This is a genomic window from Actinomadura decatromicini, assembly GCF_008121305.1.
Classification (GTDB): domain Bacteria; phylum Actinomycetota; class Actinomycetes; order Streptosporangiales; family Streptosporangiaceae; genus Spirillospora; species Spirillospora syzygii.
Window position 1 is genome coordinate 792,712 of record NZ_VSRQ01000003.1, and the last position, 13,735, is coordinate 806,446.

Genomic DNA, 13,735 nt, shown 5'->3' on the forward strand with positions numbered 1-13,735 from the left:
CTACGCCCCCCGGTCCGGATGAAATGCTCGCGCGCCCGGCGGACATCTCCCCGTCATCCGTCCCCGGCACGCGGAGGAGATGACTTGGGAAACGAACGATCGGCCCGGTTCGAGGAGCTGTACGCGGCCCACCTCGGACACGTCACCGGCTACGTGCGCAGGCGCACGGACGACCCCGACGACGCCGCGGACGCGATCGCCGAGACCTTCCTGGTCGCCTGGCGCCGCCTCGACGACGTCCCACGGGACGGCTCCGCCCGCTTCTACCTCTACGGGGTCGCGCGGCGGACGCTCGCCAACCAGCGGCGCGGGGAACGGCGGCGCCGGGCCCTCGCCGTCCGGATCGGCCAGGACCTCGCCTGCGACCTGGCGGCGGAGCCCGTCCCCGACCCGGAACGCCCGGAGATCGCCGCCGCCTTCCGCGCGCTGGCGGACGCCGACCGGGAGCTGCTCGGCCTCGCCACCTGGGAGGGGCTCGACCCCGGCGAGATCGCCGCCGTGCTCGGCGTGTCCCGCAACGCGGCCCGGATCAGGCTGCACCGGGCCCGCCGCCGCTTCGCCGCCGAGCTGGAGCGCCGCGCCGCCCGCCCCGCCGTCCACGCCCCCGCCGCACGCTCGAAGGGAGAGCCCGCATGAACAACGACCTGGACGCGCTCGTCCGCCACGCCGCCCCGCTCAGCGACGAGGAGGCCGTCCGCCCGGTGCGCGCCGAGACGCGCCGCGCCCTGCTCGCCCAGATCACCGCCGAGCCGACGACGGCTCCCCGCCGCGCCCGCCGCTGGAGCCTCGGCCTCCCGCTCGTCGCAGCCGCGGGGGCCTGCGCCGTCGCCGGAGCCCTGGTCCTCGCACCCTGGCACTCGGAGAAGGACACGCGGGTCGTCCCGTCCCCGGGCCGCCCCGGAACCTTCGCCCCGAGGCCCGTCGCCGCACTCAGCTTCATCCACCACAAGCGCTACATCGAAGTGAAGATCAAGGACCCGGACGCCGACCCGGAGCGCTACCGGAAGGAATTCGCGGCCCAGGGCATGAGGATCGAACTCACAATGGTCCCGGCGTCCCCGAGCGTGGCCGGTCATGTCGTGATGCAGGACGGCGGCGCGTCCATCAAACCGATCGTGTCCAAGGGCTGCTATTCCGGGGGCGGCGGCGACACGTGCGTCAGCGGCCTGCGCGTCCCGATCGGCTTCAAGGACGAAGCGCAGATCGCGATCGGACGCCCCGCGCGGCAGGGCGAGAAGTACAACTCCACCAACAGCGCCTTCACACCAGGCGAAGCGCTCCACTGCGTAGACATCCGCGGCCTGACCGTCGACGCAGCCCTGCCCCGCATCCAAAAGCGCCACGTGAAAGCCACGGTCTTCAACTACGACAGCGAAGGCCCCGCAGGCTACGTCAACGTAGGCCGCGAAAAGATCCCCGGCAACTGGTACGTCCTAGACGCCGAACCCTGGGCCCCCGGCGAGGTAATGCTGTTCGTCCAAAAAGCCCGCCCAACCACCAAACCCCAAAACAACCGCCTATTCCAAGACTGCCCCTAATTCTACCGAACCGACCCCGAAGACGTGTTCACCGTCACAACAGCAAACGGTGGCACAAGTGCAGTCGCACCCCACAGGACAACCACAAAACAGCTCGTCATAAGGCGGAGTGTTGTTACAACAACCCACAGAACTACCTCTCTGATAAACGAAGGGACGGCACCGCCGGGACCCGGGCGCGCCCACCGGCGGCGCCGCCCCAACTCAAGGACCGGGGCAGCAAAGCAACCAGTTCACCGAGGCGAACCTCACTCGGCTCCTCAAACAGATACGGACCAGCGGCCCCCCAGGGACAACCGCTCACAGGCCCGGGCCCTCCCAACCATGCCGCACACGATCCCCTCAGGCAGGAAACATTGACCAACCGCGCGTCCTCGATACCGCGAAAGGCCCCGCCCAGTCCGCGTCGTATGGCAGGGCTTTCGCACCGTGGACCCACGGAGGGCATCGCATTCCCGGCGTGCTTCGGCCAGTTCGAAGGCGAGCAGGGCGAGGCGCTCGGCGGCCTCGTCCGCGTCGCAGCCGAGCCGCAGGCCCGCATCTGGGCCGCTGCCCCAGCGGTACACACCGAGAACGTCATCCCACATGACACGGCGGGGCCCGTTCACCCGGTAGTGGACACGCATGTACTGGGTCGGCACGACGCTCCCCACTCCGCCCTCCATCTCCGGGGTGTGGTGGACGCAGGCGGCGTCCACCTTCGGCGCGCGGCCCCGGACGGCTTCATACAGCGGGTCCAGCCGACCGTAGAGCTGGGTCATCGATCTCCCTCGTCTCGTTCGTTCTTCGGGTTGTGCTGTGCCGGAAGGGCGGCGCGGCCAGGACCGGGGGGCGGGGTCGACCGGCGGCGCCGCCCTAGCTCAACGGCGCAGTTCCCGCGCGACGTCGGGCGGCTGCGCGTCGATCCCCTTGCCGGGCTCGTTGCGCCAGGCGCGGCCGGGCTCAGCCATCCGCGCGGCCAGTTCCTCACCCGCCACGCGCAACTCGTCGGCGATCCGCGACGAGACGCACATCCAGGCCAACTCGCACCACCGCTCGTGCTCGACGATCCGCGCGCCGTCCTGCTGGGAGACCGCGCGCCACGAGCCGTCCGGCAACTCGTACACCGCGAACCCGGCGATCTGCCGCTCGGCCTCACGCGCGAGGCGCGCCGCGCTCACCGCTCACCCTCCGTGCCCTCGCCTATCCCGGCCTCGACGCGCGGCAGCCGCAACAGCAGCAGCGCCAACTCCTTGGGATCATTGCCGCGCACCTCGGTGATGGCGGCGGACCGCTCGGCGTAGTCGACGTAGCTGCGCTGCCCGTGCCAGACCGGACGGCTTTCGCACACCTCGAACGCCCACTCAGGGAACCACTTGCGCAAGGAGGTCAGGTGCTCGATGCGCTCGACGTACGGCAGCGCGTCCTTGCCGGACGCCAACGCAGCCAAATCGATGGCCTGGGACATGAGCCGCCCCAGATAACCGGGGAGCCGGGCCTCGACCACCGAGTGTCCGCCGGTCCACTTCTCGGACGGTTCGCGAACGGCCAACCACGGGACGGGCCTGCTCTCGACGTGGTCGATCTCCCAGCCCGGATTCTCACGGCGGAGCCGGTCCATAGTCTCGGATGTGGTCATCGGCAGCCGGACCTCGTTTCCGGTCGGGCCCCGGAACACCTGGCGTTCGCCCGCCGACCGGGGCCGTCTTCACGTCTTGTGACGACTTCCGCACACAACGAGACCGCTTCCGGGGTTAGCGTGTGAAGAGTTGTCCGTTGACCGCCCGGCGCGGGCAACGGCCAACATGTGTCCACACCGGGGCGAAACGGTGGGAAGCGAAATGAGCGGCGAGTCATTCGGCGAGGCACTTCGCGAACTCATGACCGAGCGCGGCATCGGCGTCCGCGCCCTGGCCAGACAGGTGCCCTGCAACCCCGGCACAATCTCCAAGCTCTGCCGGGACGAGCGGGGCACATCCGAGGCGATGGCCAAACGACTCGACGCGATTCTCGGGAGCGACGACCGCCTCCTCGCCCTCTTCAAGGCGACGACAGGCACCGTGAATGCCAGAGTCGCTGACGGCGGCGACAATGAGGACGTGGAACGCCGAACCCTGCTTGGTCTCATGGCGGCCGCCGTCACCGCCGGTTCGATGGGACGTGACGCTGAGCTGCTGCGTGGCGCGTTCGAGACTGCGGTCGCCGCTGACGCCAGTGATCGGGACGCCGACACGTGGGAGCGTGTCGCCTTCGACTACGCGAATGAAGTCGGATGGGCTCCCGCTGCGGAGCTTCAGCCGGAACTGGCGGCGGACTTCGCGGAGTTGACCAGGCTTGTGCCGACCGCTCCGAAACCCGCCCGGGTCCGGCTCATCCATGTGGCCGCCCAAATCGCGGCGCTCATGGCCATCAACCTGACCAACCTCGGGGACGGACGGTCCGCGCGACGCTGGTGGCGCACCGCCGCCCGGGCCGCCGACCAGACCGGCGACCACGCCGCGGCCGCCCGCATCCGGGGCCGCGCCGCCGTCATCTCCCTCTACACCGAGACGCCCCGCCTTTCGGTCATCGAGGCGGCCGAGGAGTCGATCATGGTGGGGCGCGGCGATCCCGGCGGCGTCGTCAACGGGCACGCGGCCAAGGCTCAGGCTTTCGCCGAACTCGGTCGGCACGACGAAGCCAAGGATGCTCTCGATGACCTGCGCGGTGTGTTCGAGCGGCTACCGGAGTTCGTCCGGACGGACCGAAGCAGTTGGGGCTGGTCCGCTGGCCGCCTCCACTTCGTCACCAGCTTCGTCCACACTTGCGCCGGAAATCTGGAGCCGGCGATGGACGCGCAGGACGCCGCGCTGGCCGTCTGCTCGGACCGTGGCTGGAAGTTCCGCAGCCAGATCGAGATGCACCGGGCCGGAGCGCTGATCCGCGCTGGAGATGTCGACGAGGGGGCCCGCCACATGACCCGCGTGCTGGAGCGGCTCCCAGCCGAGTGGCGTGGCGACAGGCTCGTGCAGGGCAGTGCGGTTACCTCGCTGCGGCTCGCGGGAGCCGGGCAGGCCGGGCGGCCCTCGCTGCAGCAGGCACGTGAATTACTCAAATCGGCAGGAGACCGATGATCTCGGACCTCACCTTCACCCGCCACGATCCCGCCGACGCGCAGGAGATCCTCGACACGGTCATCGTGCCGATCTACGTCGCGTCGCATCAGGACGTGATCGACCAGCCGTTCTATTCCGCGGAACGGTTCGCCGAACGGTTCCCCGGCTACGCCAAGGTGCCCGGGTTTCAGATCGTCGTCGCTCACATCGACGGGCGGCCGGTTGGGCAGGCGTTCGGATGCACCTTGTCAGAGAGAACGCGCTGGTGGAACGGGCTGACCACGCCCGTCCCGGACGGGTTCACCGTCGAGACCGGGTCTCGGACGTTCGCCTTTAACGAGCTGATGGTCGTCCCGGAGTGGCAGGGCAAAGGGGTGGCGCACGCCCTGCACGACGCCCTGCTCCGCGGACGGGCCGAGGAGCGGGCGACGCTGCTGGTTCGGGAGGACAACGAGTCGGCGCGGCGGGCCTATGCGCGGTGGGGGTGGCGGAAGGTCGGGAAAGCTCAGCCGTTCCCTGACTCCCCTCATTTCGACGTGATGATCGTCGATCTGCCACTCGGTTCCGCCGGACTGTAGCGCTATCGGGAGACTACTGAGCGTGGAGGTGGCTACTCTCTGCCACCATTAGTTCTCATTTTTCACACTTATGCACTAGGGTCCCGTGATCAGGCGGGTCGTGGACGGCCCGTTGTCTTGCCCGGTCTCGGAAACGGCAGCTCCCAACGACCACCCCAGGGAGGTCACATGCACGGGGACCTGGAAGCCCTCTACGACGCCCACGCCCACCGCCTGTACGCGCACTGCTGGTCGCTGGTCGGCGACCGCGGCGCGGCGGACGCACTGCGCGACACGCTCACCGAGGCGGTGCGACATACGCCGCAGGGCGAGCTGGTGCTGTTCCTGCACCACGTGGCCCGGACGGTCTGCTCCGAGCGCGGCGCGTTCAGCCGCGGCGGGCACGCCGTGTTCGCTGAGGCCGACACCGACCCGCTGCTGAACGCGGCGGGGCGTCTGGCCGCTCACCACCGCGAAGCGCTGCTGCTGGCCGCGGGCGAGTGGCTGGACGTCCGCGACATCGCCCGCGTCGTCGGCATCGCGCCCGGCGCGGTGCGCGAGCGGCTGCACGAGGCGCGCACCGGGCTGGAACGGCTCGTCCTGGACGCGCTCATGCGCGGCGCCGCCGACCCCGCCGAGCACATGGACGTCATCGCCGCGTTCGAGCAGGGACGGCTCCCGCACCTGCTGGCCCGCCGCGCGCCCGGCCTGGCGCCCGCCCCGGTCCGCGACCACGTCCTCGGCGCGGACGACGAGTACGGCGAGGACGACGTGATCGGTGACGAGCCCGCGACGCCGGGCCGTCCGCTCGTCGTGATCGGCTCCGACGGCGCCGACCGGGGGCGCGGCCGTCGCCGCCGGACGCTCAAGGGCGTCGGCGGCGTGGCCGGGGTCGCCGCGACGGTCGCGGTCGGCCTGCTGATGACGTGGCCGTCCGCCGACGAGGGCACGGTCAACGCGCTCGGCCCGCCCGACGGCAGCACCCGTCCCGGAACCACGGGCGGGATCGACGGCGGGACGGAGCGGCCCGGCGCCACGCCGACGACCGGTGCCCCCGACCCGAGGCCGACGACCGGGAAGCAGAAGCCCGCCACCGACGAGCCGCCGCGTGCGAGCGGCGGGAACGCGACCGGGCTGCAGAAGTCCCCGGAGCGCGAGACGCCGTCCACTCCGCCGCCGGACGCGCGGCAGAAGCCGCCCCCGCCCACCTCGGCTCCGCCCAAGCAGCAGCAACCGCCGCCGCCGGACGACGGCGCCCACCGGGACAGCCCGCTCAAGCCGGTCACCGACATCGTCGACCACCTCGCTACCCCGATCCTCAGCGGGTTGGCGGGCCAGTAGCCGGCGGACGCCGGTCAGGGGCCCGCGAAGACGCCCGCGGCGGCCAGGACGTCGCGGGCGACGGCCGGGTCGCCGCTCGTCTCCGCGCGCACGTCCGCCGGGTCGCGGCGCCCTCCGGCCAGGAAGCAGAACTCGACGACGTCCATCCTGACCTGGACCGATGGACGAGCATCGACGGCGTCGCGGCTCAGCGGGAGCGTCCAGCGGCCGCCGCCCGGGCCGTCCAGGATCAGGCACAGCAGGCCGTCGGGGTGGTCGCGGCCCGTGAGCGCGAGTGCCCTCGGCAGGCTCCGCGCGCTGAGGTCGGCGATCGGGTGCAGGTGCTCGGCGGGCGGCGGCGGCAGGGACCGGCCCGTCGCGCGGGCGATGTCGTCGGCGTGGATCCAGGTCTCGGCGGCGCGTGCCGTGAGGTGGTGCCTGACGCGCATGGGGAAGCCGCCCACCTCGACGCGGCGGTCGGCGTCGGTCTCGGCGAGGCGGTCGCACAGAGCGTCCGCCTGGCGCCGCCACGTCCGGCGGGCGTCGGCGGGCGCGGGACGGCGGCCGACCGCGTCCTCGGTGCGGGCGAGCAGCTCGTCCATGGTCGACGCGCCGCCCTCCATCGCCTCCCCGAGCAGCCCGTCGGTGGCGGTGAGGTGGACGACGAGGTCGCGCGCGTCCCAGTCGCCGGCGGCGCGGGCCTCCCACTCGGCGTCGTCGAGCCCGCCGACCAGCGCGTCGAGCATCGCGACGAGCGCGGCGTAGGGACGGGCGAAACCGGGCGCCGGACGAGCCGGAGGACGGCGCGACAGCGCGGCGCGGAGGGTGCGCGCCCGCAGGTCCGGCGACGGCTCGGTCGTCATGGGGCGCCCTCCTCCTCGGCCAGGGCGTCGGCGATGGTGCGCAGCCCGGAGCGGATCCTCGATTTGACCGTACCCTCCGGTAAGCCCAGCTCGATCGCCGCCTGCCGGTACGTCCGCCCCCGGTAGTAGGCGAGCTCGACCGCCTCCCGCAGGCGCTGCGGCAGGGCCGCCACCGCGTGCCGCACCCGGACGCCCGTCTCGTCCGCGATGATCACGTCCAGGATGGGGACGGCGGGCTCCGTGCGCTCGACGGCGTCCAGCAGGCGCCGCTGCCGCTCCTCCCGCCGGACCCAGTCGACCGCGCGCCGGTGGGCGAGCATCGCCAGCCAGGTGCGCAGCGTCCCCCGGCCCGGGTCGAAGGCGTAGGGGTTCTCCCACAGGTGGACGAACACGTCCTGCGTGATCTCCTCGGCCGCCTCGCGGGACCGCGTCACCCGCAGCGCGAGCCCGTGCACCAGGGACGAGAAGTGGTCGTAGGCGTGCTGGAGCGCGCCGTCGTCGCCCGCCGCCAGGCGCTGCCTGAGCCGGATGTCCCCGTCCATCGAACCCCTCTTCCCCGTGGGTCGAACGACACAGTCGTCGTCATCGAAGGTTCGTCCGCCGACACGGACGGGATGGGGCGTGGCCGACTCCGGCCGCGCCCCTGGGGATGCCGCACCCGCCTTTAGATCGTCCACCACGGACGCCGCGCCGTACAGCCCGAGGCCGTCCCCGGCCACGCGGGGAATCGCGTCAGCGCAGCCGCGCCTCGATCGACTCGATGATCCGCGGCCGCAGCTCGGCGGCCCGGATGACGGCGTCGACGGACCCGACCTCGACCGCCCGCCGGATGTCGTGCACCCGGTCGAACTCCGCCGCGACCTCGCCGAGCTTCTCCGCCCGGACCGACACGCGCAGTTCGTCCAGCTCCGCCGACAGCGCGGCGCGGTCGGCCCCGGCCGCGGCCGCGACCCGGCCCTCCAGGTCGCGGACGCGCGGGTCGTTCGCCGCACGCGAGTCGACGTCGCGGGAGAACACGGCCGCCGCGGCGGGCGCCCCGCCGAGCACCGACGCGAACGACCCCTCCAGCGCGAGCACGGTCATGTTCGGGTTCAGCGCCTTGGAGAACACCACGAACGCGCCGCCGTGGTACCGGGAGATCACGCAGAACACGATCGGGCCGCGGAAGTTCACGATCGCGCGGCCGATCTCCGCGCCGTACTCCAGTTGCAGCTTGCGCATCGACTCCGGCGAGCCGTCGAAGCCGGACAGGTTCGCGAGCACCACGAGCGGCCGGTTCCCGCTCGCCGCGTTGATCGCCCGCGCCGCCTTCTTGGACGACTGCGGGAACAGCGTCCCGGCCGTGTAGGAGTCGGGGCCGTCGGTGGGCGGGAAGCCGCGGCGCGGCACCGCCCGCGACTCGATGCCGAGCAGGCACACCGGCATGCCGCCGAGGTGGACGTCCTGCACGACCGCCGTGTCGGCGTCCGCCATGCCCGCCCAGCGCTCCAGCACCGGGTGGTCCTGGTCGGACAGCGCGCGCATCACCGTGCGGATGTCGAACGGCTTCTTGCGGTCCGGGTTGGCGTCGGCGGAGAAGATCTCGCCGACCGTGGCGAAGTCGCTGCCCTCCACGGTGTGCGGGAAGGTGGACACGTCCCGGTCGACGGGGTCGGACGTCTTGACGCGGCGCGGCGCGTCCTCGCCGGGGGCGACGTAGGTGTGGTCGTAGTGCGCCATGAGGACGTCCCGCGCGGCGGGGAGGTTCGGCGCCCAGTACTGCGCCTGCCCGTTCGGGCCCATGACCCGGTCGTAGCCGCCGATGCCGAAGTTGTCCTCGGCGGACACGCCGCCGGAGAAGTCGAGCGCCTGCTTGCCGGTGAGCACCATCGCCGAGTCGGGCGTCATCACGAGGACGCCCTTGGTGTGCATGAGCATCGTCGCCTCGGCGTTCCAGTACGGCTGCGCGCCGACGTTGATGCCCGCGACCACGACGTTGATCTCGCCGCCGTCCTGGGTGAACTCGACGATCCGCTTGAGCGCGGCGGCGACCCAGTCCATGTTCTCGGTGCCGGACTCCATCGAGATCCGGGCCCCGGCGGACAGCGCGTACCACTCGACCGGCACCCGCATCCGCTCGGCCAGGTCGAGCGCGCCGATCACGCGGCGGCACTCCGGCTCCGCCAGCGCGCCGAGCGCCTTCGTCGGGTCGCCGAGCAGCACCACGCGGGTGACGCCCTCCTCGTGCCGCGGCGTCTTCGTCGTGACGACGCCCGCGACGATCGCGGCGGTGTTGCGTCCCTTCGGCCGGTCGACCGGCACGAGGACGTTCTCCCCGTCGAGCCCCTCGTCGAGGTCGTGCTCGACGAAGTCGCCGAGCATGTCGGTCAGCTCGTACGGGTAGACGGTGTTGCGGCCGGCCGCGCTCAGCACCTTCTGCCGGTAGCCGTCGACGGGCTCGATCAGGTCGTCCGGCGGCTCGCCGACGGTCAGCTTCGCGCCGCCGGTCGCGTCGAACGAGAACCGCGCGGCGATCTTGTGCAGCACGCCGGTGCCGGGGTGCCGCTGCCGCGCGATGAGCATGATCTCCTCGAGCCCGGCGCCGGGCACCATCGGCAGCAGCCGGCCGGTGATCGTCTCCAGCTCGGCGCGGGTGATGCCGCTCGGCGGCCAGACGTAGATCACGATCCGGTTGGTGTCGAACCGCTTCTTCGCCGACCGGCTCTGCCGGGCGCGCCGGATCGAGTCGAGGCAGGTGGCGATCATGTCCTCGGCGGTCGGCAGCGCGATCAGCCTGCCGTCCTCGTCGCGCAGCTCGGTCAGGTTGCGGACCTGCGCGAACGCGACGAGCCGCTCGTCCGCCGGGTTCTCCCGCGCGACGCACTGGAAGAGGTAGACCTCCTCGTCGGAGGACGGGAGCCGGGTGAGGTCGAACTTGCTGAGCCGCTCCATCTTCATCCGCTGCGCGATGTACGGGTGCAGGCCGCGGATCAGCCGCTCCTCCGCCATCCCGGTGGACGACGGCCGGAACGTGAAGTGGTGGTGCATGAGCGCGCCGCCGCTGCCCGCGACGGTCGCGGTGACCCGGCGGACCCGCTCCGGCAGCGGCCGGGCGTTCAGCGCCTGGTGCAGCGCCGCCGCCATGGAGTCGAAGTCCTCCGGCTGGTTCTCCCAGGAGAGGTAGATGTCGGCGTCGACGTCGTCGCCGTCGCGGACGAGACCGGCGAGGCCGCGCAGCGCGCCGTCCAGCGCGTCGAAGCCCACCGCCGCCGACACGACCGACGAGCCCTCGCGCTCGGCGACGACGAACCGGCAGCCCGCGACCTCGCTCGTCCGGACGCGGGTGAGGCCCTTGTTGCCGTAGTAGCGCCGGGTCAGCACCTCCAGCATGACCGAGTTGTCGCGGTCGTCGCGGAGCAGCCGCTGCCCGAGGACCCGCACCAGCGGCTCGGTGCTGCGGACCATCTCGGCGATGCGGTCGGCGCGGTCCGGGGCGTCCGGGTGCTCGTCCAGGTGCCGCAGGTGCCGCCGGACGTCGGCGTACACGCTGGCGCGGGTGCGGCGCAGCAGCGGCTGCGCGAACCACGCGAACACCACGCCGCGGGCCAGGTCGGCGACGACCGGGAAGCGCACCTGCGTCGCCGCGACCAGCCGGTCGAGCACGCGGTTCGCGAGGCCGTGCAGGTCCGGGTCCGGCGGCGGCTCGCGCAGCCAGTCGCGCAGCAGGGTCGCGACGGCCGCCGCGTCGACGGACGCCCGCTGCTGCGCCAGGAAGATCCGGAAGACCGCGCCTTCCAGCTCCGGCGTCCGGTCGAGCCCGGTGACGCCGTAGTGGCCGAGCGCCTTGGAAAGCTTGTCCTGGAAGGCGTCCGGGAGCCCGGCCCGGTCGACGTCGAGGCTCTGCAGGTAGGTGTGGAAGTACTCGCGGGCGCTGTGGACGTGCCCGTTCCCGCCGTCCGTGCCGTCGCCGCCGGACGCCGGGCGGTTGCGGCTCAGCTCGGCGAGGTCGGTGAACACGTCCACGAGGTCGAGCTCGGCGGCGAGCGGGCGGTGCCCGTCCACGGCGGCGGCCCGGCGGGCGGCGAGGTAGTCGTCCAGGACGCGGCGCTCGTCGTGCGGGTCGACGTCGAAGCCGAGCAGCAGGCTGCGCAGGTCCTGCTGGCCGCGCGCGATGCGCTCGGCGGGGTGGACCGTCTCCGCCTCGGCGGGCAGGTCCAGCTCGGCGGGGCCGGTGGCCGCGCCGTCGTCCTCCTCCTCGGTGTCGTCGGCGATCGGCTCCAGCCGCAGCAGCGCCGCGCCGGTCTCGACCTGGCTGCCGACGGCGACGACACACTCCTTCAGCCGCGCCTTGAACGGCGCGCGCAGCACCGTCTCCATCTTCATGCTCTCCAGGACGAGGACGGGCGCGCCCGCCTCGACCTCGGCGCCGACCTTCACCGGCGTCGCGACGACCAGCGCGGGCGCGGGCGAGCGGACGACGCCGCCCTCGTCCCGGCTGACGCGGTGGGTCACGCCGTCCACCTCGACCAGGTGGATCGGGCCGTGCGTGCCGGTCAGCACCCGGTGGCGGGAGCCGTTGACGACGATCTGCCCTGTGTGGCGGTCGAACCGGTCGAGTTCGACGACGGCGGTGCGGATCGTCCCGCCCGCTTCGAAACCGACGCGGAAGCGGTGCGCGCCGACGCGCGCGACGCGCAGCCGGTAGGAGACGCCGCGCAGCTTGAGGTCGAGCGGGCGCCCGCCCTCGTGCTGGACCTGCGGGCGGCCGCCGAACGCGGTCGACAGCAGCCGCCTCCGCTCGACGCCCTCTTCCTCCTCGTACGCCTCGATCGCGGCGGCGGCGAGGGCGACGGCGGAGTGCCGGTGCGAGACGAGCCGCCCCTCGGCGCGGACGCGGTCGATCCACCCGGTGTCGGCGGTCGCGTCGATCACCTCGGGCTGGTCGAGCAGGTCGAGGACGAAGCTCTTGTTCGTCGCGCCGCCCTCGATGATCACCGTGGTCTGCGCCATCGCGCGGCGGAGCCGGCCGAGCGCCTCGTCCCGGTCCCGGCCGTAGGCGATGATCTTCGCGATCATCGAGTCGAAGTCGGCGGGGATGGTGTCGCCCTCGCGGACGCCGGTGTCCACCCGGATGCCGGGCCCGGCGGGCAGGGACAGCCGGGCGATGCGGCCCGGCGACGGCGCGAAGTCGCGGTCCGGGTCCTCGGCGTTCAGCCGCGCCTCGACGGCGTGCCCGCGCTCGACCGGCGGCCCGCCTTCGAGCCGTCCGCCGGACGCGACGTGCAACTGGGCCTTGACCAGGTCGAATCCGGTGGTCGACTCGGTGATCGGGTGCTCGACCTGGAGCCGCGTGTTCACTTCGAGGAACGCGAACAGCCGGTCGCCCGGGTGGTAGAGGAACTCGACGGTCGCCGCGCCCCGGTAGCCGACCGCGACGGCGAGCCGCTCGGCGGACGCCTTCAGCTCCGCCGCCTGCTCCGGTTCGAGCACCGGCGACGCCGACTCCTCGATGACCTTCTGGTTGCGCCGCTGCACCGAGCAGTCGCGGACGCCGAGCGCCCACGCCGTGCCGCCGTCCGCGATCACCTGGACCTCGACGTGCCGGGCGCCGGTGACGAGCCGCTCCAGGAACACGACGCCGCTGCCGAACGACCGCAGCGCCTCCTGGCTGGTGCGCTCGTAGGCGTCGGCCAGCTCCGCCTCGCTCGTGACCTTGCGGATGCCGCGTCCGCCGCCGCCCGCCGTGGCCTTCAGCATCAGCGGGTAGCCGATCTCGGCGGCGGCGCGCTTGGCGGCGTCGAGCGTCTCGACCGCGCCGCGGCTCCACGGCGCGACCGGCACGCCGACCTCCTCGGCGATCAGCTTCGCGCCGATCTTGTCGCCGAGCCGCCGCATCGCGTCCGCGCTCGGGCCGACGAAGGTCACGCCGATGCGGTCGCACAGCTCCGCGAACGCCGGGTCCTCCGCGACGAAGCCCCAGCCGACCCAGGCGGCGTCCGCGCCGCTCTCGACGAGCGCGCGCTCCAGCACGGCAAGGTCGAGGTACGGGCGGGCGGACGCGGGCCCGAGGTCGTAGGAGAGGTCCGCCTCCCGGACGAACGTGGCCGTCCGGTCCACGTCGGTGTGCAGGGCGACGGTCTCGATCCGTGTCCCGCGCTCCGCGGCGATGTCCCGTACGGCGTGGATGAGCCGCATGGCGGCCTCACCACGGTTGACGATGGCGACACGACTGAACACCCGACCGAGCCTTCCCGTGAAGCGACATGGGCCGCCGGGGCACTCCGACCCCGACCATGCTCAGCCTTCCGTCTAATGCCTCGCTTAGCCATGTCGCTGATATCGCACGCTTGGCGGCTCCAGTTGTGGGAATCGTGCAAAACCCCTACGCCGTTCCAGCCGGGATT

The 13,735-nt window shown here is 72.5% G+C and carries 10 protein-coding genes; 5 read left to right on the top strand and 5 right to left on the bottom strand.

Features of this window, described 5'->3' with window-relative positions:
* Positions 1-84 precede the first annotated feature (84 nt).
* Both FXF68_RS17395 and FXF68_RS17400 read left to right on the top strand, forming a co-directional pair.
* Entirely contained in the window at positions 85-636 is a 552-nt protein-coding gene (locus FXF68_RS17395; RefSeq protein ID WP_246178753.1) for an RNA polymerase sigma factor, read from the top strand.
* Positions 633-1,538, top strand: coding sequence for a hypothetical protein (locus FXF68_RS17400; protein ID WP_148760340.1), 906 nt, complete (start codon positions 633-635; stop codon positions 1,536-1,538). The genes FXF68_RS17395 and FXF68_RS17400 overlap by 4 nt, the downstream gene beginning before the upstream one ends.
* An 860-nt stretch (positions 1,539-2,398) precedes the next feature.
* On the opposite strand, the gene FXF68_RS17410 is transcribed toward FXF68_RS17400, so the two are convergent.
* Both FXF68_RS17410 and FXF68_RS17415 read right to left on the bottom strand, forming a co-directional pair.
* Positions 2,399-2,698: a hypothetical protein gene (locus FXF68_RS17410; protein WP_148760344.1), complete on the bottom strand. Its 300-nt coding sequence runs from the start codon at positions 2,696-2,698 to the stop codon at positions 2,399-2,401.
* Complete coding sequence (locus FXF68_RS17415; protein WP_148760346.1) at positions 2,695-3,156, bottom strand: hypothetical protein; 462 nt, start codon at positions 3,154-3,156, stop codon at positions 2,695-2,697. The genes FXF68_RS17410 and FXF68_RS17415 overlap by 4 nt, the downstream gene beginning before the upstream one ends.
* Positions 3,157-3,358: 202 nt before the next feature.
* Here FXF68_RS17415 and FXF68_RS17420 point away from each other — a divergent pair, with 202 nt between their 5' ends.
* The 3 genes from FXF68_RS17420 (at position 3,359) to FXF68_RS17430 (ending at position 6,510) form a co-directional block, all read left to right on the top strand.
* A complete protein-coding gene (locus FXF68_RS17420; RefSeq protein ID WP_148760348.1) occupies positions 3,359-4,630 on the top strand; it encodes a helix-turn-helix domain-containing protein in 1,272 nt (423 codons plus the stop codon).
* Complete coding sequence (locus FXF68_RS17425) at positions 4,627-5,190, top strand: GNAT family N-acetyltransferase (RefSeq protein ID WP_148760350.1); 564 nt, start codon at positions 4,627-4,629, stop codon at positions 5,188-5,190. The genes FXF68_RS17420 and FXF68_RS17425 overlap by 4 nt, the downstream gene beginning before the upstream one ends.
* A gap of 168 nt (positions 5,191-5,358) precedes the next feature.
* A complete protein-coding gene (locus FXF68_RS17430; protein ID WP_148760352.1) occupies positions 5,359-6,510 on the top strand; it encodes an RNA polymerase sigma factor in 1,152 nt (383 codons plus the stop codon).
* A gap of 14 nt (positions 6,511-6,524) precedes the next feature.
* Here FXF68_RS17430 and FXF68_RS17435 read toward each other — a convergent pair whose 3' ends face one another.
* The 3 genes from FXF68_RS17435 to FXF68_RS17445 form a co-directional block, all read right to left on the bottom strand.
* On the bottom strand, positions 6,525-7,352 hold the full coding sequence (locus FXF68_RS17435; protein WP_148760354.1) for a maleylpyruvate isomerase family mycothiol-dependent enzyme: 828 nt from the start codon (positions 7,350-7,352) through the stop codon (positions 6,525-6,527).
* The gene (locus tag FXF68_RS17440) at positions 7,349-7,894 is read right to left on the bottom strand and encodes a sigma-70 family RNA polymerase sigma factor (RefSeq protein ID WP_148760356.1); all 546 of its coding nucleotides are present in this window, start codon (positions 7,892-7,894) and stop codon (positions 7,349-7,351) included. The genes FXF68_RS17435 and FXF68_RS17440 overlap by 4 nt, the downstream gene beginning before the upstream one ends.
* 190 nt (positions 7,895-8,084) lie before the next feature.
* Positions 8,085-13,568: an ATP-binding protein gene (locus FXF68_RS17445; RefSeq protein ID WP_148760358.1), complete on the bottom strand. Its 5,484-nt coding sequence runs from the start codon at positions 13,566-13,568 to the stop codon at positions 8,085-8,087.
* Between the last annotated feature and the right edge of the window lie 167 nt (positions 13,569-13,735).

Coding starts and splice junctions, on each gene's coding strand:
- FXF68_RS17400 (WP_148760340.1), top strand. CDS start 633: ATGAACAACGACCTGGACGCGCTCGTCCGCCACGCCGCCCCGCTCAGC.
- FXF68_RS17415 (WP_148760346.1), bottom strand. CDS start 3,156: ATGACCACATCCGAGACTATGGACCGGCTCCGCCGTGAGAATCCGGGC.
- FXF68_RS17420 (WP_148760348.1), top strand. CDS start 3,359: ATGAGCGGCGAGTCATTCGGCGAGGCACTTCGCGAACTCATGACCGAG.
- FXF68_RS17425 (WP_148760350.1), top strand. CDS start 4,627: ATGATCTCGGACCTCACCTTCACCCGCCACGATCCCGCCGACGCGCAG.
- FXF68_RS17430 (WP_148760352.1), top strand. CDS start 5,359: ATGCACGGGGACCTGGAAGCCCTCTACGACGCCCACGCCCACCGCCTG.
- FXF68_RS17435 (WP_148760354.1), bottom strand. CDS start 7,352: ATGACGACCGAGCCGTCGCCGGACCTGCGGGCGCGCACCCTCCGCGCC.
- FXF68_RS17440 (WP_148760356.1), bottom strand. CDS start 7,894: ATGGACGGGGACATCCGGCTCAGGCAGCGCCTGGCGGCGGGCGACGAC.